The organism is Brevibacterium sp. CBA3109, assembly GCF_040256645.1.
In the GTDB taxonomy this organism is placed as follows: domain Bacteria; phylum Actinomycetota; class Actinomycetes; order Actinomycetales; family Brevibacteriaceae; genus Brevibacterium; species Brevibacterium koreense.
Window position 1 is genome coordinate 3,442,739 of the sequence record NZ_CP158281.1, and the last position, 19,985, is coordinate 3,462,723.

General features: G+C 64.7%; 15 protein-coding genes. 3 read left to right on the top strand and 12 right to left on the bottom strand.

Annotation, left to right across the window (positions count from 1 at the left end; translation table 11 throughout):
• Positions 1-9 precede the first annotated feature (9 nt).
• The 5 genes from AAFP32_RS15715 to AAFP32_RS15735 all read right to left on the bottom strand — a co-directional run bounded on the left by AAFP32_RS15715 (position 10) and on the right by AAFP32_RS15735 (position 5,108).
• Positions 10-987, bottom strand: a complete 978-nt coding sequence (locus AAFP32_RS15715; protein ID WP_350269923.1) for an alpha-ketoacid dehydrogenase subunit beta — start codon at positions 985-987, stop codon at positions 10-12.
• Positions 987-2,141: a pyruvate dehydrogenase (acetyl-transferring) E1 component subunit alpha gene (pdhA, locus tag AAFP32_RS15720; protein WP_101620522.1), complete on the bottom strand. Its 1,155-nt coding sequence runs from the start codon at positions 2,139-2,141 to the stop codon at positions 987-989. Before pdhA ends, AAFP32_RS15715 begins: the two co-directional genes overlap by 1 nt.
• A gap of 392 nt (positions 2,142-2,533) precedes the next feature.
• Positions 2,534-4,051: a hypothetical protein gene (locus AAFP32_RS15725; RefSeq protein ID WP_350269924.1), complete on the bottom strand. Its 1,518-nt coding sequence runs from the start codon at positions 4,049-4,051 to the stop codon at positions 2,534-2,536.
• Positions 4,051-4,866, bottom strand: coding sequence for a hypothetical protein (locus AAFP32_RS15730; RefSeq protein WP_350269925.1), 816 nt, complete (start codon positions 4,864-4,866; stop codon positions 4,051-4,053). Before AAFP32_RS15730 ends, AAFP32_RS15725 begins: the two co-directional genes overlap by 1 nt.
• Entirely contained in the window at positions 4,863-5,108 is a 246-nt protein-coding gene (locus AAFP32_RS15735; protein ID WP_101620519.1) for a hypothetical protein, read from the bottom strand. The genes AAFP32_RS15730 and AAFP32_RS15735 overlap by 4 nt, the downstream gene beginning before the upstream one ends.
• Positions 5,109-5,344: 236 nt before the next feature.
• On the opposite strand from AAFP32_RS15735, the gene purB reads away from it, so the two are divergent.
• Positions 5,345-6,778: an adenylosuccinate lyase gene (gene purB / locus AAFP32_RS15740; protein WP_350269926.1), complete on the top strand. Its 1,434-nt coding sequence runs from the start codon at positions 5,345-5,347 to the stop codon at positions 6,776-6,778.
• A gap of 69 nt (positions 6,779-6,847) precedes the next feature.
• Positions 6,848-7,780 carry a serine aminopeptidase domain-containing protein gene (locus tag AAFP32_RS15745; RefSeq protein WP_350269927.1) on the top strand — a complete coding sequence of 311 codons (933 nt, stop codon included), beginning with the start codon at positions 6,848-6,850 and terminating at the stop codon, positions 7,778-7,780.
• 42 nt (positions 7,781-7,822) lie between these two features.
• On the opposite strand, the gene AAFP32_RS15750 is transcribed toward AAFP32_RS15745, so the two are convergent.
• The 3 genes from AAFP32_RS15750 to AAFP32_RS15760 form a co-directional block, all read right to left on the bottom strand.
• Complete coding sequence (locus AAFP32_RS15750) at positions 7,823-9,193, bottom strand: MFS transporter (protein WP_350269928.1); 1,371 nt, start codon at positions 9,191-9,193, stop codon at positions 7,823-7,825.
• A 212-nt stretch (positions 9,194-9,405) separates the two neighbouring features.
• A complete protein-coding gene (locus AAFP32_RS15755) occupies positions 9,406-10,755 on the bottom strand; it encodes a D-arabinono-1,4-lactone oxidase (protein WP_420883374.1) in 1,350 nt (449 codons plus the stop codon).
• Positions 10,752-11,954, bottom strand: a complete 1,203-nt coding sequence (locus AAFP32_RS15760) for an amino acid deaminase/aldolase (RefSeq protein ID WP_350269930.1) — start codon at positions 11,952-11,954, stop codon at positions 10,752-10,754. Before AAFP32_RS15760 ends, AAFP32_RS15755 begins: the two co-directional genes overlap by 4 nt.
• 71 nt (positions 11,955-12,025) lie before the next feature.
• On the opposite strand from AAFP32_RS15760, the gene AAFP32_RS15765 reads away from it, so the two are divergent.
• Positions 12,026-13,615 carry a succinic semialdehyde dehydrogenase gene (locus AAFP32_RS15765; RefSeq protein ID WP_350269931.1) on the top strand — a complete coding sequence of 530 codons (1,590 nt, stop codon included), beginning with the start codon at positions 12,026-12,028 and terminating at the stop codon, positions 13,613-13,615.
• A 26-nt stretch (positions 13,616-13,641) separates the two neighbouring features.
• On the opposite strand, the gene AAFP32_RS15770 is transcribed toward AAFP32_RS15765, so the two are convergent.
• From AAFP32_RS15770 to AAFP32_RS15785, 4 genes are all read right to left on the bottom strand, one after another.
• Entirely contained in the window at positions 13,642-15,555 is a 1,914-nt protein-coding gene (locus tag AAFP32_RS15770; RefSeq protein WP_350269932.1) for a penicillin-binding transpeptidase domain-containing protein, read from the bottom strand.
• A gap of 64 nt (positions 15,556-15,619) precedes the next feature.
• Positions 15,620-16,354, bottom strand: a complete 735-nt coding sequence (locus AAFP32_RS15775) for a response regulator (protein ID WP_350269933.1) — start codon at positions 16,352-16,354, stop codon at positions 15,620-15,622.
• A 185-nt stretch (positions 16,355-16,539) separates the two neighbouring features.
• Complete coding sequence (locus tag AAFP32_RS15780; RefSeq protein WP_350269934.1) at positions 16,540-17,757, bottom strand: acetyl-CoA C-acetyltransferase; 1,218 nt, start codon at positions 17,755-17,757, stop codon at positions 16,540-16,542.
• Between the two features lie 149 nt (positions 17,758-17,906).
• Entirely contained in the window at positions 17,907-19,925 is a 2,019-nt protein-coding gene (locus AAFP32_RS15785) for a sensor histidine kinase (RefSeq protein WP_350269935.1), read from the bottom strand.
• Positions 19,926-19,985: the final 60 nt, after the last annotated feature.

Genomic DNA, 19,985 nt, shown 5'->3' on the forward strand with positions numbered 1-19,985 from the left:
CTCCTTGAGTCAGTAGGCCAGTGCCCGGTCGACACCATCGAAGATGCGATCCAGGTCAGGCAGGTAGTGCTCTTCCATCCGCGAGCCGGGGTACGGCGTGTGATAGCCGCCGACTCGGATGACTGGCGCCTCGAGGTTGAAGAAGCAGCGCTCGGACAGGCGCGCCGCGATCTCGGAGCCCAGCCCCAGGAACGTCGGCGCCTCGTGTGCGACGACCAGGCGACCGGTCTTCTGCACGGACTTCTCAATCGTCGTGAAGTCGATCGGGCTGAGGCTGCGCAGGTCGATGAGTTCGACGCTCTTTCCTTCGTCTGCCGCAGCTGCCACGACGTCCTTGGCCGTGGGCATCAGTGGGCCATAGGCCACCAGGGTGACGTCGGTGCCTTCGGAGACGACACTGGCATCGTGCATTCCCAGACCACCGCGGTTCGCGGTGTCCACGTCTCCGCGCAGCCAGTAGCGGCGCTTGGGCTCGAAGAACATCACCGGGTCGTCGCTCTTGATCGCTTCCTGCATCATCCAGTAGGCGTCATGGGCGTTCGACGGTGAGACCAGGCGCAGTCCGGCGTGATGGGCGAAGACCGTCTCCGGGCTCTCCGAGTGGTGCTCGGGTGAGCCGATGCCGCCGCCGTAGGGCACGCGGATGACGAGAGGCATTCGCTCCTTGCCCAGCGTGCGGTTGTAGAGCTTGGCGACCTGGGTCACGATCTGGTCGTAGGCCGGGAAGATGAAGGCGTCGAACTGAATTTCGATGACCGGGCGGTAACCGCGCACGGCCATGCCGATCGAGGTTCCCACGATGCCAGATTCGGCAAGTGGTGCATCGATGACCCGCTGCGGACCGAAGTCCTTCTGCAGGCCTTCGGTGACGCGGAAGACGCCGCCGAGCTTGCCGATGTCCTCACCGATGAGGACGACCTTCGGGTCGTCCTCCATGGCTTTGCGCATTCCGGCCGTGATGGCCTTTGACAGGGGAAGTTTCTCCATCAGGCCTCACCTGCATCGGCGAATGAGGCCTGGTATGCGAGGAATTCCGCACGTTCCTCATCGACGAGGGGGTGAGGTTCGGAGGTGACATGGGCGAACATCTCGACGGGATCGGGATCTTCCATGGTCATGCAGTTGTGGCGGATGCGGGCGGCAAGAGTGTCGGCCTCAGCGTCCACCTCGGCGAAGAACTCGTCTGCGGTGTCCGTGTGGTTGTCGAGGTAGGCCCGAAGTCGCTTGAGCGGGTCGCGGTCCTCCCAGATCTCTTCCTCTGCCCGATCACGGTACTTGGTCGGGTCATCGGCCGTGGTGTGGGCACCGCGACGGTAGGTGAAGGCCTCGATGAGCATTGGACCGTTGCCGGCACGAACCGAATCCAGGCTGGCCCTGGCCACGGCGTACATCGCGATGATGTCATTGCCGTCGACGCGCAGGCCGGGAACACCGAATCCTTCGCCGCGCTTGCACAGCGGTGCCGCGGACTGGACGTGGGTGGGTTCGGAGATGGCCCACTGGTTGTTCTGGCAGAAGAACAGCACGGGTGCGTGGAAGGCTCCCGCGAAGGTCAGTGCCTCTGAGACGTCACCCTGCGAGGTGGCTCCGTCGCCGAAGCAGGCGATGGCCACTGTGTCGCGTTCCAGGTCGCCAGTGCCGACGTCGCCGTCCATGGACACGCCCATGGCGTAGCCGGTGGCATGCAGGGTCTGCGAACCGATGACGATCGTATACGTGTGGAAACGGTGTTCCTGAGGGTCCCAGCCGCCGTGGTCCTGGCCGCGGAACATGCCGAGGAGGGTCTCCGGTTCGACACCGCGAGTGTAGGCGAGGCCGTGTTCACGATAGGTCGGGAAGACGAAATCCTGGGGGCGAGCCGCCCGTCCCATTCCGATCTGGGCTGCTTCCTGACCGAACATCGGCGCCCAGAGGCCGAGCTGTCCTTGACGCTGCAGGGCCGCACCCTCAGCATCGATGCGGCGCACCAGGACCATGTCCCGGTAGAAGCCGCGCAGATCCTCATCGGTGAGTTCTGCCGCGAAAGCGTCATATTCACCGGATTCGACGCGATTGCCGTCTTCGGTGAGCATCTGGATCATCCGAGGTTCCGATGACTGACTGTGGGCAGTCCCGGTTCCCACTGAAATGTTGGAGGTCATTTCAGTTCTCCTTTGTTCAAGGTCCAAGCGCACCGGAGGTGACCAGTGGCGGACGGTGTCCTGCGGACGGGATCTCTGGTGTGAGTTCTCGCCCTCGCGTGATGTTATTCACAGGTGCTACCACGATACCGAATCCACCGACTGCATGCCACATCGGCAACGTGCGTCGAGCGCCAATTGTTATGGTTCGGTTCAGCCTAGGAGGCGAATTTCGCGCGTGTGGTTCACGTCCAAAGGGTTCCATGCCGAATTGTCGATCGTCGCAGAGTTGGTCCAACGTCCGACAAACGCACGTCCGAGCACATCAGAGCCTCACCTCGCCGAGGTGCGGGTCGGATTTCGCCGAGGTGCGGGTCGGATTTCGCCGAGGCTGCGCTGGCTTTTGGCCACGGTCATGTCCGTTTGCGTTTTCCCTGGTAGTCCCTGGTTTCCTTGAGGTCACCGGTGAAGAACCCTGAGTTCTTCGCGGTGAATCGGTTGAGACCCGCATGGCCGGCTGCGAGCATGAGCCCGATCGAGGCACTGTAAGCGGCAGAAGAATGCGCGGCTCCGGCGGAGGCGAACAGTTCGTCGAGTTCGGCATCGGTCCTGCCCTTCAGGTTCGGGGCTCGGCGCAGCTGCTCGGGATCGTAGTCGACGGTGATCGTCGACCAATGGTCTTCGACCGGATTCTCGTTGCCGTCAAGGTCGGGAACCAGGTCCTGTTCGTGCTCGATCGAGAGGACGTCGATGCCCTCGTCAACTGGGAAGTCTGAGATCGGTGCGCCCACGGTGACGAGCGCGGTGACATTCACATCGGCCAAGAATGCCGGGTCGGCGGCCAGCGAGCCGGCAGTGATTCCACCCTGCGAATACCCCACCAGCATGACCTCGGCATCAGTCGCGATATTCGCCTCGGCGATGGCCTGGCGGACCATCTCCGCCATGACGGTGTCATTACCGGCCATTGCCTGCACGTTCGTCGTCAGATCGGTGGTGTTCTGACCGGCGTCGGGAGACCAGTCGGTCGTCGCGGGAACGTAGACGATGTAGCGAGTAGTCCCGTCGGGGGAGGTGATCTCTTCGATCCGGACTTGTCCGGAGTCGGCGCCGCGGTGGCGGTCTGCCTCCCTGCCATAGAGGTCTTCGAGGTCGCGCGGCGGCTCATCATCGGCCGGAGTGATTCCCTTGGCCCTCCAGACCTCCACGTCCGAGGGCAGAAGCAGTCCGAACATGTTCGCACCTCCCAGGATCCACGCCGTCATCGATGACGAGTCGTGCGGCCACAGCGCGTGGTCACCCTCGGTGGCCAGCACCGTCGGCGGCAGCCCCATGAAGCCGACGACGATTCCCGGCAGCACGTGTTCGATGACGGCCCCGGAGACATCGGAGTTCTCGAACACGAGTGCGACGAAGGCCTCCTTGGCCGCCGCCTTCGTCTGCGCCAGGTCGATGCCGAAGTGCTTGGCAACCACGTCGTCGAGGCCCGTGACGTCGAGGAACTTCATCCCCAGGTAAATCGGTGCCGCGACCGCGAGCGCGATCGGAATGAGCACTGGCAGGCTGATGGCGATCACGCGACCGGTGACGTAGCCGAAATAGTCGAGCAGCCCACCGAAGGCGTCGCTGATGCCCCTCTCTGCCTGCCGGTAGGCAAGGGCCGCGGCTCTGACGGCGAGGACGGTGGCTTCGAGTTCGATGAGCACGACCGCCGTTTGGTGGTGGTAGACGACCCGGCAGGCGTCGAGGTTGATCGCCGTGAGTGGGGCGGGGACCTGAGTCAGGAGTGTGGCCAGGTCGAAGTCGGCGAGTGATCCTTCCGCAGACAGGTCAGCGATATCGCCGCAGATGCGCTGAAGTTCGTCTCCGCTGGAGTCTGCCCGGTCATCGATCCTCAGCTGCGGACCGCCAACGGTTCGGGTCGCGATCATCACCGGCGGCCGGCCGTCGACGGTCGCTTGGCTGTCGGAGATCGCCGGGTCACCGTCGTCCGGAGCAGAGTCAGGGTCGCCGCAATCAGGACTCGCACCGCACCGGCTTCGAGGTTGTGTTCAGTCCCCACGGTGATCGTCTCCCCGTCGCGCTCCAGGGTCGGCCGAGCCCAGGTTCCGTCAACTCTGTGCAGGAACTCCATCCCGGCGTCTTTGGCCTCGCTCAGGTAGGTCAGGGTGAGCACACAGTCCTTCTCGACCAGAGAGCACAGCTCCTCGGTGACCTGTCCGAGCTCCTGAGGTCGGAGGCGTCTGAGGAGCTCGAAGCCTTCGAACTCGTCGAAGCCATCACCGTGCAGCACCAGAATGGCCAGGCAGATGTCATCGCACAGGGACACCTCGAGGTGGGCGGTCTCGTCTCCGGAGCTGATGACGATGGTGATCCGAGAGCGGGTGAGATTGAGCTCGGCGGTGAAACCGGTCAGCCAGGCAGTGAGCACATCGAGCCCGCGCTTGGATTTCCTGTCGGCGGAGTCCCCCAGCATCACCGTTTCCGCGACCTCCTTTCCGGCGCCCGTGGTCACGACCATTGCCGCCTCCCGTGCCGAGGTGTTTTCGGCAGCGTCCGCACGTGGCATCAGCTCGTGGGGCCAGAGTGTTCTCAGTCGCTCGGGAAGCCCCATGATCCGTGCAATGTCGACGGCAAACCACTTGCTGCCCCGCCCTTCCGCAGACTTCCCAGGCTCAGTCGCAGACTTTCCCGGCTCAGTCGCAGACTTTCCCGGCTCGGCCGCCGGCTTCGCCCTGCCGCTCATAGCTGAATCCGACCTCCCACTGAGACGACCTGGAGATGCAGGTCATAGGCCTCGGCGAGCTTGTCGGCCCTGTCTGCGAGAGCGATGATCGAGTCCGAACACGTCAGCAGACGATCGCCGAGCATTCGTCCTGCTGGGGAGTCCCACCCTTCGACCTGCCGGCAGTTCTGCGCCAGTCTGCGCAGCTCATTTGCCCGCCGCCTCCACCCGTCCCGGTTGAGTGCCAGCTCATCGGTGATCACTGTCGTCCTCCCCTTGCGATTAGGCGTCAGCCTTCACCGTACGAATCGGCACCTTCGACCGGAAGCTCTCAGATTCCTCTTGTGGAAACCAGTCGACCCTCCACACGCTTCCGGTGTTGAAGTTACGGCCGAATCCACAGCTGGAAGAGCACGAGTCACAATCGGACCTCAGCCCTCAACAGGACCGCCTGGTGGTCGGTTCCGCGTTCGTGAGCGGCTCATGAGAAAATAGGGCTATGCCGACCGTTTCGCTTGCTGACATCTCGCCCTCCATTGCTCTCGGACCCCTCGATGGTCGATACCGCAAAGACACCGCTGACCTCGTCGATCACCTCTCCGAGGCGGCTCTGAACCGCAATCGAATCACCGTCGAGGTCGAGTGGTTCATCCACCTCGCCCAGAACTCCGTAATCGACGGCGTCCGTCGTCTCACCGAGCACGAGGTCACCGAACTGCGCAGCTTCGCGGAGAACTTCGATGCTAAGACGATCGCCACCCTCGCCGCCCATGAGGCCGTCACGGTTCACGATGTCAAGGCCGTTGAGTACACAATCAAAGAAGCGCTAGTCGAAATCGGCGCAGACGATCTCAGCGAGCTCGTCCACTTCTGCTGCACATCCGAGGACATCAACAATCTGTCCTGGGCCCTCGGCATCAAGGGTGCCACCGTTGATGTGTGGCTGCCCCGCGCGAAGGCACTCATCGACTCATTGGCCGATACCGCCTCGGCGCTGGCCGAGGTCCCGATGCTCTCCCACACCCATGGCCAGCCGGCGACGCCGACGACGGTGGGCAAGGAGCTCGCGGTGTTCGTCCACCGCCTGCGCCGCCAGTATGAGCGGATCGAGGCAAGCGAGTTCCTCGGCAAGATCAACGGTGCGACCGGGACCTACTCGGCCCATCTGGCCGCCGTGCCCAGCGCGGATTGGCCGAAGCTGGCCAAGACCTTCGTCGAAGGCAGCCTGGGGCTGACATTCAACCCGCTGACCACGCAGATCGAATCCCACGACTGGGATGCGGAGCTCTTTGCCGACATCGCGCGGTTCAACCGCATCGCCCACAATCTGGCGACTGATATGTGGACCTACGTCTCGATGAACTACTTCAAGCAGATCCCCGTCGCTGGCTCTACCGGATCCTCGACGATGCCGCACAAGGTCAACCCGATCCGCTTTGAGAACGCCGAGTCGAACCTCGAGCTCTCGTGCGCACTGCTCGACTCACTCGCGTCGACCCTGGTGACCTCGCGGATGCAGCGAGACCTCACGGACTCGACCTCACAGCGCAACATCGGTGTGTCCTACGGCCACTCGGTGCTGGCGCTGAACAACCTGATCAAGGGCCTCGACAGGCTCGCGATCAACGAGGAGGCTCTGGCCGCCGACCTCGACTCCAACTGGGAGGTCCTCGGCGAGGCGATCCAGTCGGTCATGCGCGCCGCCGGCCTGCAGGGTGTGCCGGACATGGACAGTCCCTACGAGAAGCTCAAGGCGCTCACTCGCGGCAAGCGCATCACTCAGGCCGATCTGCAGTCCTTCGTCGCCGGTCTCGGATTGCCCGAAGCAGAGACCGAACTGCTCACCGCGCTGACTCCGGCCACCTACGTCGGCGTCGCCGCGCAGCTGGCGCAATCAGAGGTCTCCGACTGGAAAGCCCGCACCCAACGCTGATTTCGGCGCACAGAACTCAACGCTATCGAACAGCAGAGAATACGTTCGGTCGCTACTAGCCTTGTGCTCATGACAAGAACTGTGATGAGTTCCGTACGCATTCCGGTCACCGCTTGTGCGCACACCGATGCCGCCGGTTCCGGAAGCGCGAACGGAAGCAACTCCGGCCGACAGGACCACATCATCGGCACGCTGCTGATGCCACCGCGAACTCCGACCGGGTTCCTCACGATCCATCCCGCCACGGCCACGCCTGCACGGTTCTATACGAATTTCGCCGAACACGCTGTCGGACGCGGCCTGGCCGTGCTCACCTACGATGTGCGAGGCGTTGCGGCCTCAGGGCCGGCGCGGGAGCACTCACAGCTGCGGATGCGCGATTGGATGCACCAGGACGCGAATGCCGTCGCCGCCTGGGCCAGGAGCAGATTTCCTGAACTGCCGAAGGTCGCACTCGGACACAGCCTCGGCGGTCACGCCCTGCTGCTGGGAAACGCCACCGACGACCTGTACGGAATTGTCACCGTGGGCACGGCACGAGCGGCGCTGCGCGACATCACTCCTGTCACCGAACGGCTGCGGGTCGGTCTCATCCTCAGGACACTCGGCCCTCTGATCAGTCCGATCCTCGGCTATGCGCCCGGCAGACGTCTCGGACTCGGCGAGGACATCCCCGCTGCGGCCATGCTCGAATGGGGCAGGTGGGTGCGCATGTCCGAGTACTTCTTCGATGATCCGACCCTGGGAGCAACCGCTCGGATGGCCCGTTTGCGCACGCCGGTGCTGGCGACTGGGGCCAGCGACGACAATTGGGCGTCACCAGCGCAGATCGACGCACTCGTCGACCATGTCCGCCTCACCGAGGTGGAACGACGCACCTTCACGCCCCAGGAACTCGAGGTCGCTGGTATCGGCCATCACGGTCTGCTGAAACGCTCGGTCGCCGAAAACGCCTGGCCCGAGCTCGTCTCCTGGCTTCTGCAGCGGCTCCCCCAGAACTGACCTCACGGCGGCGCCAGGTCCCTCAGACCGGTGCCAGGTCTCTCAGGCAGGGACCAACTCGCGATCCTTGTCGACCTCTGCCAAGGGCCGGCCCGCCATATTGCGCGCCAGGAACAGAGTCGGCACGCCGGCCACGACGACGATGACGGTCGCATAGACCGCCGGCGCAAGCGTGAAACCGGTCGAGCTCATCAGCGCGGTCGCAATCAGCGGTGACAGTCCACCGAAGAGAACCGTGGCCACGTTGTACCCGATCGCCATTCCGGAGAACCGGCTGGTTCCGGTGAACTGCTCGGGCACCATGGCCGCTGCCACAGCACTCCAGCCGGCGGCCGGCACTGCAAGGAACGCAACACCGAAAATCGCGACTCCGGAGTTCCCATCGGCCAGCAGCGCGTATGCGGGAACGGTGGTGAGGATGAATACGGCCATGAGCACAGCCAGCGTCCTCTTCCGCCCGAACCGGTCAGAGGCGACGCCGAAGAGCGGCGTGATCACGATCGCGACGACGGCCGCGATCGTGCCCAACGCCAAAGATCCGGAGCTCTTCACATGCGCGACCTCTTCGATGTAGGTCGGCACATAGGTGATGTTGAGGAAATAGCTGACCGAACCGATAGAAGAGATGAGGAACGCGACGAGGATCGCACGCGGCTGCTGGATGAAGGCGATGATCAGCGGCGAGCGTGTGTGCTTGACCGCTGGCTTCTTCTTCTCTGCGGCCTGCAGTCGTTTGAAGGTGTCGGTCTCCTCCATCATCTTCCGCAGCGGCACCATGATCGCGGCGAGGACAGCGCCGAGGATGAACAGGGCCCGCCATCCCCACGAGCTCATCGCGTCGGGGGTCAGCAGGTTGGCCAGCAGGGCACCGGAACCCACTGCGAGCAGGGCACCGACTTCACTGTTGGCCGCGGCCCAACTTGCTGCCAGACCACGCCTCTTACTGCCGGCCGACTCCATGAGGAAGACCATGATGCCGGTGTACTCAGCGCCGACCGAGAAGCCCGAGAGGCAGCGGAAGAAGACCATCCCGACCCCGGCCCAGATGCCGATCATGTCGTAGGTCGGCATGATCGCGATACCGAGCATGGCAACGGCCATGAGCACGGCTGAGACGACAAGAGCTGATTTGCGTCCCACCCTGTCGCCGAGGTGACCGAAGACCATCGCACCCAGCGGTCGGAACAGGAACCCGGCGGCCCCGACGCCCAGGGTCAGCAGGAGGGAATCGGTGCGATCGCCGAAGAACTCCTTGGTCAGGATCGTCGCGACGTAGAAGTAGATCGAGAAGTCGTACCACTCGACGATGGTGCCGAAGGCCGCGACCATCATTGATCGCCGGCGTCCCTTCTCCTTCTGCGGGCTGTTGTCAGCCGCGGGGCCCGATTGGGCCTGAGATTCGAATTCTGACATCGACGATTCCATTTCTTCAGAAATGCTGCGACAGTTCTTCACGCTGCGTCAGCTGAGGGCCGACCGTTCGGACTTTACTCCTGACCACCCTACGTCTTTTCGTCCCGGACAGTCAGTGCCCGCTGGCCCGTTTTTCCGTCTTCGCCGGTCCATTCCATCCGTCCGCCCTGGTCCAGGCTCGCCGGATCGGGCTCGCTCGAGCCCGAATGCGTTCATCCGAGCCCGAACAGCGAATCCGTGAATCGATTCCCGAACATCGCCTGCGGATCCAATTGCTCTCGCAGCTCTCCGAAGTCGTCGAAGCGCGGATAGAGGTCGCTCAACTCGGCCGCACCCAGGGTGTGGATCTTGCCCCAGTGCGGCCGACCTCCGTGGCGGCGGCAGATCTGTTCGACGACACGGAAGTACTCGGCGAAGTCCTCCTTGATGAACCGGTGCACGGCGATGTACATCGTCTCGCGCCCGTAAGCCGTCGACAGCGGAACGTCGTCGGCGGCCGCGGATCTGACCTCGATCGGGAAGGAGATCTTCCACCCTCTCGACTCGATGGCGTCTCGGATCTCCTGGATCACCTGGGCACCGACTGCGAAGGGAACCGCGTACTCCATCTCATTGAATCGCACTCGCCGAGGCGTCACGAAGACATCGTGGCCCGGTGCCCGGTAGGTCCTGTCCGAGACCGCAGATTGAGCGATCCGATTGATGTGCGGGACGAGGCTGGGCAGCGCAGCACCGAGTTCGACGGCGAGCCGCAGCGCGCCGTTCTCCACCACCTCCTTGTCGAGGAGATTGAGGAGCTGGTTGCGCACCCCCGCCTCGGCGAGGTGACCCGGGCCGATCTCGCCCACACCGACGCGGGTGTTCGTCTTGGTCAGAGCGGTGTCGGTGTGCGGGAACCAGTAGAACTCGAAATGGTCGGCCGCACGCATCCGAGGTTCGAGCTCGGCCAGCAAGTCGTCGATATCCGTCACGACCTCCTCGGCGATGAGGTCGAAGGAAGGCACGCACTGCACCTCGATCTGGGTGACGATGCCCAGCACGCCGAGGCTGACGCGGGCCAGGTCGAAGATCTCCGGTTCACTCGTCGTTGACAGGTGGCCAACGGTGCCGTCGGGTCCCATCAGCGAGAGACCGGTGACGGTTCCGGCGAATCCGGTGAAGCCGAGCCCGGTCCCGTGAGTGCTCGTCGAGATCGCTCCGGCCAGCGCCTGCGGGTTGACGTCGCCTTGGTTGGCTAGGGCCAGTCCGAAGGGCGCCAGCAGGGCCGGGATATCGCGCAGCCGGGTACCCGCGTGGAAGCGCACCCGCCGGCTCACCTCGTCGACGGTGATGATTCCACTCATGTGGTCGAGGTTGATCATCACGTCGTCACCTGCGGCGACGGGGGTGAATGAGTGCCCGGCACCGACGGGCCGGACACGTTGACCGGCTCTGGCCGCGGACTGCAGAACCTCGCCCAGCTCCCCCGCCGAAGTGGGTCTGACGAAGGTGTGCGGATGGGCGTGGACATGGCCCGACCAGTTCCGGAACAGCCTTCGTGTCGTCATCTCGGGCCCGCTCACAGCACCCATCCTTGCCCACGATAGGTCGACCAGGAGTCGATGACTTGCGAACCGGAGACGACGAGGAATTCGTTGAAGTGCTCGGCGAGTTCACCGGCCTTCGCATGCCGGAACCAGACCAGGTCGCCGATGCGAAGGTCCTCCGTGCCGGGCCCGGTGAGTGGAGTCTGGACTTCGCCCGCGCCTTCGAGGCCCGCGTATTCGAGTCCCCGGGGCCAGGCGATCGTCGGAACGCGGTCAGTGCCGGGCACGCCCGAGGCGATGAAACCGCCCTTGAACACCGTGACCCAGCCAGGCCCGGGACGACGCACCACCGGAGTGACGAAGTAGGCGGCCGGCTCGTGTTGAAAGTGGGTGTAGCCGTCGAAGAGCCCCGGGGAGAAGAGCCCGGAGCCAGCGGCCAGTTCTGTCAGTGTGCCTTCGGCGGCGCTGGATTCGAAGGACCCGGTGCCTCCGCCGTTGACGAATTCGAGTTCGGCGAGTTCACGCACCGCGTCGATGACACGTCTGCGCCGCACCCTCAGCTCTGCGATCGAGCGTTTCTGCATGGCGCGCACCACAGCCTGCTTGGCCGTTGCCCCGGCATCGGCGGTCCCGGCGATCTGTCCTTCATAGGACATCAGGCCGACGAGGTCGGTCTCGGGACGAGCGATGACATGTGCGGCGAGGTCGACGGCAGAGGCAGAATCTCGGATCGGCGAGCGCCTGGCCCCGATGTGGACCCGACTGCCCAGCACCCCCTCGCCGAGGCGATACGACGCATCGACGTCGAGGCACACGCGCACCGACTGTGCGCCACCGGCTGCTGCCACGTCGCTGCGGGCACTGTCGATGATGTCGAGATGGGTGGGACAGTCGATCATCAGTGTGATGTTCGCCGCGGCCCCCGCCTCGGCGAAGAGCAGCTTCAGGGCGCCCCGATCGACCGTGGGATAGCCGACGAGGATGTCGCGGACTCCACGGGCGTGGAGAGCCAGCGCCTCCGGCAGAGAATAGGCGAAGACACCCGAGTAGCCCGGGTGGGCGAGCGCACGGTCGATTGCAGCGGGAGTGCGCAGCGACTTCGAGGCGACGCGGATCGGCAGGCCCTGTGCGCGCTGGGCCAGTGCGGTGACGTTCGCGTCGAACGCATCCAGGTCGAGCACAGCGGTAGGAGACTCCACCCCACGCAGAGCGTGACGCAGTTCACGTGAAACCATAGAGATACTGTAGCGTAAGTTGGCAGTTCTCCAGGCCGCATTCCACCCACTCACGACGACACGGAGGCATGATGAACACGGACGTCACCAGCACCGTCACGCCCACTTCCGACCTCACCCAGGGCACGGATCGCCTGCGTGAATTCCTCGATACGGACCCCTACGCTGAGGCTTCGGGCAGCGGTGAGCCCCACGTCGGTCCCGACCCATTCACCGGCGCTGAGCAGCCGCGCTTCACCGCCAACACCACCGGTGATGTCGACCGGGCGTTCGCCTCCGCCCGCATCGCCGGACGCGCCTGGGCCGCCCGGTCCCCCGAGCACCGCTCCCGGGTGCTGCTGCGCCTGCACTCGGCGCTGCGTCGGCATGAGGATCTGCTCCTCGACATCATCCAGTACGAGACCGGCAAGGCTCGCATCCACGCATATGACGAGATCCTCGACACCTACAACGTGTGCCGTCACTACGGGGTCACCACCCCGACCCGTCTGCGCCCGCAACGTCGCCGCGGCGCCGTCCCCGGCCTGACCCGCACCGAGGTCACCCGCACTCCCCTGGGCGTGATCGGGTTCATCACGCCGTGGAACTATCCACTCACTTTGGGCGCAACCGACCTGTTCGCGGCCTTGGCCGCCGGCAACGCGGTTGTGCACAAACCCGACAGCCAGACGACGCTCACGGCGATCATCATGCGCCGGCTGGCCATCGCGTGCGGTCTGCCCGCCGAGGTGTGGCAGCTCGTTCCCGGACAGCGGGGCGACGTCGGTCCTGCCCTCATGGCCGGTGCCGATGGGCTCTCTTTCACCGGGTCCACGGCCGCTGGGCGCTCGATCGCCGCCGAGGCGGGTCGTCGTCTGCTTCCGACCGCGCTTGAGCTGGGTGGGAAGAATCCGATGCTCGTCCTCTCCGATGCCGATCTCGGTTCCGCCGTCGACGGAGCGGTCCGCGGGTGCTTCTCCTCGGCCGGGCAGCTGTGCCTGTCCATCGAGCGCATCTACGTCCATGAGGACCTGTACTCCGAGTTCTGTGCCCACTTCGCCGAGGCGACCCGGAACCTCGAGCTGAGCGCCGACTACTCCTACGGCCCGGGCATGGGGTCCCTGGCCGGGCCCAAGCAGCTCGCCCGGGTCAGCGAGCACGTCGAGCAGGCACGAGCCAGCGGGGCTCAGGTCATCGCGGGTGGCCGACCGGTGCCGGAACTGGGCCCGTACTTCTATCTGCCGACCGTGCTCACCGATGTCAGTGAGACAGCCGAACTGTTCGCCGAGGAGACGTTCGGACCTGTTGTGGCCGTGTATCCGGTGGCCAGCGACGCCGAGGCGATCGCCCGGGCCAATGATTGCCAGTACGGTCTCAACGCCAGCGTCTACTCCCAGTCCCAGGGGCTCGAGACAGCCCGGCAGGTGGAGGCTGGAATGGTCAATGTCAATGAGGCGTACGTGGCGGCTTGGGGCTCGATCGATGCTCCTGCCGGCGGGGTCAAGGCTTCAGGTCTGGGTCACCGGCATGGCGTCGAGGGCCTCTACCAGTTCATGCACACGCACAGCATCGCTGAGCAGCACCTGGTTCCCATCGCCCCGTTCGGCCCGCTTGATCAGTCGCGGTTCGCCCGCACCCTGACCACGGCCTTCGATCTCATGCGTGCCCTGCGGATGAAGTGATTCTCAGCTTCTGTTGAGTGCACACCTCAGTTGAGCTCGTCGAAGAATTTCTTCGCCACCGGCACAGCCGCCTCGGCGCCGAATCCTCCGTCCTCGACAAGGACGGCCACGGCCATGTCGCCCTGATATCCGGCGAACCAGGAGTGGGTGCGCGGCGGGGTCTCATCACCGTATTCGGCGGTACCGGTCTTGCCGTGGATCGGTTCGCCGGGGACGTCCGCCAGCGCGCTGGCTGTCCCTTCGGTCACAGCGCGGCGCATGAGCTCCTGCATCGTCGTGGCTGCGTCGGCGTCGATCACCTGGTCGCTCTCGCTCCCATCCTCGCTCTCGTCAGGCAGAACGAGGAGCGGACTGACCGTGTCACCCTCGGCCACGGAGGCGGCCATCACCGCCACCGCCAACGGGCTGGAGACGACCTTGCCCTGACCGATCATCTGCGCCGCGTGTGTCACCGCGTCATCATCGCTGGGAACACTCGCCATCTTCGCACCGATTCCGAGATCGACGTCATCCATGCCCAGGCTCGATGCAGCATTCGCCACATCCGGACCCGAAACCTTCTTCGCGGCATCGACGAATGCGGTGTTGCAGGATTCGGCGAAGTCGTCTTCGAAGGCCACCTCACCCAGGACATGGTCTTCGGCGTTCTTGAAGCTCTTTCCATCAACCGTCGTGGTCTTCGGACAGTCGAGAGTCGTCTTCGCCTCGACTCCTGATTCCAGAAGGGCCAGGCCAGAGGCGACCTTGAACACCGAGCCGGGCGCGTACTGCCCGGTCAGCGCCCGGTCCCAGGCGGCACCTTCCGGATCCTGGTTGGCCACAGCGATGACGTGACCGTCACTGGGCCGGATCGCCACGAGCGCCGTCGGCTTCTTGCCCGTCGCAGCCGCTTTGTCGGCGGCCTCCTGCACCCCGACGTTGAGTGTCGTGGTGACGTCCTCGCCGTCGTGTTCGGGGAATTCGTGGACGAGGACGGGGTCTCCGCCCGCACTGCCGTCGTCGGCATCGGTGATGATGATCTCCTCGCTGCCCGGCCCGCTCAGCTGTTCGTCGAAGGCCTTCTGCAGTCCGCTCTTGCCCACGATGGACCCACCGGTGAGCTTTCCATCCGATGCCTCGACCTCCTCGGCGCTGGCAGCTCCAGCCGTTCCCAGCGTTGGGCCGGCGAAGTCCTTCTTCCGACTCAGCGGCTGGGTGTGCGTGTTGAAAACGGTGCCGGGCAGGGAGTGAATCGCGTCCTTGACGTTCTTGTAGTCGCTTTCACGCAATGTGATGACGGGAACGAAATGCTCGGGTTCGGCCTTGTCGATGCGCTCCTTCAGCGCCGTGAGATCGATGTCGAGTTCGTCCTTGAGAGTGGCGAGAGTGTCCTGGCCGTCTTTGCCACCCTCGCCCTCCGCCTTCTCAAGCTTGGCCGGGTGGATGCCGACATCGATGACCGTACCCTCGGCCATCAGCTCTTCGTCGCCTTCGCCGAGGATCGCGCCGCGTTCGCCGGGGTGCCTCTTGGAGACGAGGACTCGTCCGTCCTCGAGGTCCGGATGGAGCACCTCGGGGGTGAGCTCCGCGGACCAGAGCAGACCCTTCTTGTGCAGAGGAAGCTCGGAGGTGTACTCCCAGAGGTCATCATCCTGGTTCGTCCACGTCCACTTCAGTTTCGCGATCACATCGTCACCGCGCTTCGCGGTGCCGTTGAGCTCCACCGCGCGCTTATTCATGCTCTCATCGAGGGCCCCAAGGGCCAGTTCGTGCAGCTTCTTCGCCGTCTCCTCATCGGACCAGACGTTCGATTCGATGGTGGGGCTGTTCAAGTCGGCAGTGGCGTCTTCGGCAGCTGTATCAGCCCGCATCGGCAGTGCGAGGAAGGCGAAGACACCTGCGCCAGCCAGCAGCACGACGACGATTGTGATGGCCAACCAGGTTCTGGACTTCTTCGTCATAGGTCAATCATGGGTGTAGTTGGCCGGGAAGTCCACTTGCTGGTCTGCGATGCCGGAGGGTGGTTCAGGCGTCCTCGGTGACGACGGTGTATTCGAGCACCGGTCGCCCGGCTGCCCCATACCGGGGCCGGCGGGCGAGCATACCCGCGTCGGCCATGGCCTCCAAGTACCGGCGTGCGGTCACTCGGGAGACACCGAGACCAACGGCGACCTCGGCGGCGGACTGTCCGGGCTTGTCGCCGAGGACGGACTTCACTTCGGTCTGCACGGCGTCCGGGACACCCTTGGCGGTCGCGGTCACCGTGTGGGTGCGCAGCGCGGCGATCGCGGTGTCGACGTCGGTCTGGGTGACCTCGCCCTCGGTGCTGTCCCCGCCGAGGCTGTTGCGGAACGAGGAGTATGCCTCAAGTTTGGATTTGAAGATGGGAAATGTGAACGGTTTGATGATGTACTGGGCGACACCGTAGGACAGCGCCTCCTGCACGACCTGCATGTCCCTGGCGGCGGTGACGGCGATGATGTCGACATCGACGCGGTGGCCGCGGATGGCCCGGCAGACCTGCAGTCCATGGCCGTCGGGGAGGTTCATATCGAGGAGGACGAGGTTGATGGCCTCGGCGTCGAGGCCGTAGATCTTTCCGGTCAGAGCAGCCATCGCCTGAGTGGCGTTGTTCGCCACCCCAGCTATGTGATATCCGTCGATGCGGTCAATGTACTTCGCGTGGGCTCGGGCGGCGACTGCCTCGTCCTCAACCACGAGCACACCGATGCTCGACTCAGGCGCAGATGTATCTGACATGCCGCCAGTCTAACCGTCGCCATGACGGGGATCCTGGGCTTTCTGTTCCAGGCTGGGCACATCTCTGGCACAGGTCTGGAAGGCATCGCGGCGGCAGGCGGAACGGGTTGCGCAGCTGTCAAGCCGGGCGCAACTGTCAAACTGGGCTCAGTCGGCACGCCTAGGCACTAGCCGCAGCTCCTGCCTCAGGCGCGTTCGAAGACTGCGGCGATGCCCTGGCCTCCGCCGATGCACATGGTTTCGAGCCCGTAGCGGGCGTCGCGGCGCTCCATTTCGCGCAGCAGCGTCGCCAGGATCCGACCTCCGGTCGCACCGACCGGGTGGCCCAAGGAGATTCCGGAGCCGTTGACGTTGAGGCGGTCGAAGTCGTCCTTGCCGAAGCCCCATTCCCGGGTCACGGACAGCGCCTGGGCGGCGAAGGCCTCATTGAGTTCGATGAGGTCGATGTCGGCCAAGCTCAGCCCGGCCTTCTCGAGTGCCTTCGCAGTGGCCGGGACAGGCCCGATGCCCATGGTCTTCGGCGGCACTCCGGCCACGGCCCAGCTGACCAGGCGGCCGAGCGGCTTGAGCCCCTGTGCTTCGGCTGCGGCGCGGGTGGTGACGATGGAAGCAGCAGCCCCGTCGTTCTGTCCCGAGGCGTTGCCTGCGGTGACTGTTGCCTGATCATCGCCCTTGCCCAGGATGGGGCGCAGCTTGGCGAGCTTGGCGATGCTGGTATCTGGACGGATGTGCTCATCTGCGTCGACCTGGTGTTCGGCGACCTTCCGGGTGGCGGGGATCGTCACCGGCACGATCTCTTCGGCGAAGCGTCCGTCCTTGGCTGCGGTAGCTGCACGCTGGTGTGAGGTGTATGCGAGTTCGTCCTGCTCTTCGCGGCCGATCGAGTACTCGCGGCGCAGGTTCTCTGCGGTCTCGAGCATGCCTCCGGGAACGGGATAGTTCTTCCCGCCCGGAGTGGTGCGGCCCCGGCCCAGGGAGTCGGCGAATTCGGCGTTGCCGCCGCGCACTCCCCAGCGGATGGTGTCGTTGTAGAAGGGGGCGTGGGACATCGATTCGACACCGCCGGCGATGACGAATTCTCCGTTGCCGGAGCCAACGACCAGTGAGGCGTCGATGACTGCCTGCAGTCCGGAACCGCAGCGGCGGTCGACCTGTCTGCCCGGCACGGTCACGGGCAGGCCCGCGTCGAGGGCCGTGACCCGGCCGATGCAGGGAGCCTCGGAGGTGGAGTAGCCCTGCCCCATGATGACATCGGCGACGAGTTCCGGATCGAGTCCGGTTCTGGCGATGAGTTCGCGGACAACGGTGGCGGAGAGTTCGTGGGCGGGGATGTCGCGGAACTGTCCTCCGAATCCTCCGATCGCGGTGCGCAGCGGTTCACAAACGACGATGTCTTGGCCCATGGTTCCTCCACTCGATTTCGCTCACGCCGATGACACGTGGTCATCAGCCCGGCATTCCTGCACAGCCTATGCCGGATCCATGAAATGGATAGGAAATGTTTCATTCAATGGGATATCGCGCATCACCCTTGGCCGTCTGCTCGGCCAGGTCAGTCGCGGTCGTCGCACACGATCCGGATCGGCCCCGTGGGCGGGTTGCCGGATGGCTGCTGGCTCGACGACGGCGACCCTGAGGAGGTGCGCCCGGACGCCTGGCCGAGCGCACCGGGATCGAGGTATTCGCGATCGGGCAGCCACACCGTGAGCACAGCACCCTTGAAATCGTCGCAGTCCTCACCGCGGCCCACCACGTCGACAGCCCCGCCGAGGCGACGGATCGCCTGGACGACCAGGGACAGTCCGACCCCGCGGGTGCCGGTCTCCTGCCGACCGAGTCCTTTGTCGATCTCGACACCGTCGTGCTTGGTCGACCACCCACGTTCGAAGATCGCGTCGACGTATTCTTCGTCAATGCCCGGGCCGTCGTCGCTGACCTCGATCGTGAAGCCGCCGGCACCGCCCGCACCGCTCAGGTGCACATGCACCCTCTTGTCCTCAGGAAGAACGTCTCGCCTGCTCAGCGCGTCGAATGCGTTGTCAATGAGATTGCCGAGGATGGTCGCAAGGTCACGGTCATCCCCGCCGAGGCGGCCCGAGAGTTCCGCTGTATCCACCGTCATATCGATGCCCACCTCGGCGGCTTGGGCGATCTTCGACAGCAGCAGTGCTGAGAGCACGGGGTGATCGAAGCTCATCTGCCCGTCGCCGGTGACCCGGTTGAGGTCGTCGAGGTCCTTGGCCGCGAATTCGATCGCCTCGGCGACATGTCCGGTCTCCAACAGGGAGATGACCATATGGAGACGGTTGGAGTATTCATGGGTCTGTGCGCGCAGAGAGTCGGAGAACGATCGAACGGAGACGAGCTCACCGGAGAGTTCGGCGAGTTCGGTGTGGTCGCGCATCGTCACGACCCAGGTGTCGCTGGCGGCATCGGTGGGCTGCTGGTTGACGACGAGCACCCGATCGTCGGTGTAGTGGATCTCATCGCGGGCCCACCGTCCAGACGAGAGCAGATCGATGAGGGCATCGGGCAGATTGAGTTGACGCAACGCGATGCCGCCGATCGGCGAGGTCGCCCGAAGGGGATCGTCGGTGGCTGCGACCGGCTCACCCGTGGACTCCTCTCCCGTGGCGGGCAGTCCCAGGAGTTCGCGCGCATCGGCGTTGATGAGGACGATGCCCGCCGAGCGATCGACGAGCAGCAGCCCTTCCGACACGGCTTTGAGCACCGAAGAGTAGAACTCGAGCATGCTGCGCAGCTCAGTGGCGCCGTAGTCGCCGGTGACTCGACGCAGGCCGCGGGAGGTCGCCCAGGAGGCGGCGATGCCCAGGAGCAGAGTGGTGATGGCGATGCCGATGAGCCAGTTTCCCTGGGCCAAGAAGCCCTCCCGCACCGAATCGGCTGAGTTGCCGACGATGACTGCCCCGACGACGGCATTGGGGCCGGTGTCGTCGACGCCGAGGTGCTTCGCGAAGACCGGACTGATGACGTACACGGTGCCCCCGCCTGGGCCTCCATCGTCGAGGAAGCGGACGATGGACTCACCGTCGGCGACCCGCGAACCGTCGATGGCCGTGGCGAGCTGATCAATGGAGTCATCGGGCACGCCTCCCGAGTTCGAGGACACGATGCTTGCATCGTTGCGCTCCTGCCGGTTCGACGAACCCAATGACGGTGGGGTGACCAGGTAGTCGAGGGGGACGACCGCGGCCACATCGAAGTCGTATTCGCTGACGACGTTGTCAAGCATCTTCTCGACGTTGCCCTGCGAGTCCTCGTCAATGAAGTCGGCTGGACCGACCTCACCTGACCCGACAAGGCTCAGCGACATCGACATATTGTCTGCCGCGGAGCGCAGCAGATCCTGTTCGCGCTTCTGGTTCAGTTGGGAGAGCTGGATGTAGAGGAGACTCGTGGTCAGCACCATGATGCCCACGAGCATGATCGAGTTCGCAAACATGATGCGTCCGGCCACGCCGAACTTCATTCGTCGGCTCACACGTGCCACCGGTCCGGACCGTCCTCCTGACAGTCCTCCTGAGATTGCGGCACGCTGATCCTGGGGCATGGGCCCATTCTGCCATCCGCTGCGCCCAGCCCCCGGTCAGCCGCGTGCGGAATGTCCAGG

What these genes read in the sequence shown, in the direction of transcription:
- pdhA (WP_101620522.1), bottom strand. Translation starts at nt 2,141, where the DNA reads ATGACCTCCAACATTTCAGTGGGAACCGGGACTGCCCACAGTCAGTCA.
- AAFP32_RS15785 (WP_350269935.1), bottom strand. Translation starts at nt 19,925, where the DNA reads ATGCCCCAGGATCAGCGTGCCGCAATCTCAGGAGGACTGTCAGGAGGA.
- AAFP32_RS15750 (WP_350269928.1), bottom strand. Translation starts at nt 9,193, where the DNA reads ATGTCAGAATTCGAATCTCAGGCCCAATCGGGCCCCGCGGCTGACAAC.
- AAFP32_RS15730 (WP_350269925.1), bottom strand. Translation starts at nt 4,866, where the DNA reads ATGAGCGGCAGGGCGAAGCCGGCGGCCGAGCCGGGAAAGTCTGCGACT.
- AAFP32_RS15715 (WP_350269923.1), bottom strand. Translation starts at nt 987, where the DNA reads ATGGAGAAACTTCCCCTGTCAAAGGCCATCACGGCCGGAATGCGCAAA.
- AAFP32_RS15760 (WP_350269930.1), bottom strand. Translation starts at nt 11,954, where the DNA reads ATGGTTTCACGTGAACTGCGTCACGCTCTGCGTGGGGTGGAGTCTCCT.
- purB (WP_350269926.1), top strand. Translation starts at nt 5,345, where the DNA reads ATGCCGACCGTTTCGCTTGCTGACATCTCGCCCTCCATTGCTCTCGGA.
- AAFP32_RS15770 (WP_350269932.1), bottom strand. Translation starts at nt 15,555, where the DNA reads ATGACGAAGAAGTCCAGAACCTGGTTGGCCATCACAATCGTCGTCGTG.
- AAFP32_RS15725 (WP_350269924.1), bottom strand. Translation starts at nt 4,051, where the DNA reads ATGATCGCGACCCGAACCGTTGGCGGTCCGCAGCTGAGGATCGATGAC.
- AAFP32_RS15775 (WP_350269933.1), bottom strand. Translation starts at nt 16,354, where the DNA reads ATGTCAGATACATCTGCGCCTGAGTCGAGCATCGGTGTGCTCGTGGTT.
- AAFP32_RS15745 (WP_350269927.1), top strand. Translation starts at nt 6,848, where the DNA reads ATGACAAGAACTGTGATGAGTTCCGTACGCATTCCGGTCACCGCTTGT.
- AAFP32_RS15780 (WP_350269934.1), bottom strand. Translation starts at nt 17,757, where the DNA reads ATGGGCCAAGACATCGTCGTTTGTGAACCGCTGCGCACCGCGATCGGA.
- AAFP32_RS15765 (WP_350269931.1), top strand. Translation starts at nt 12,026, where the DNA reads ATGAACACGGACGTCACCAGCACCGTCACGCCCACTTCCGACCTCACC.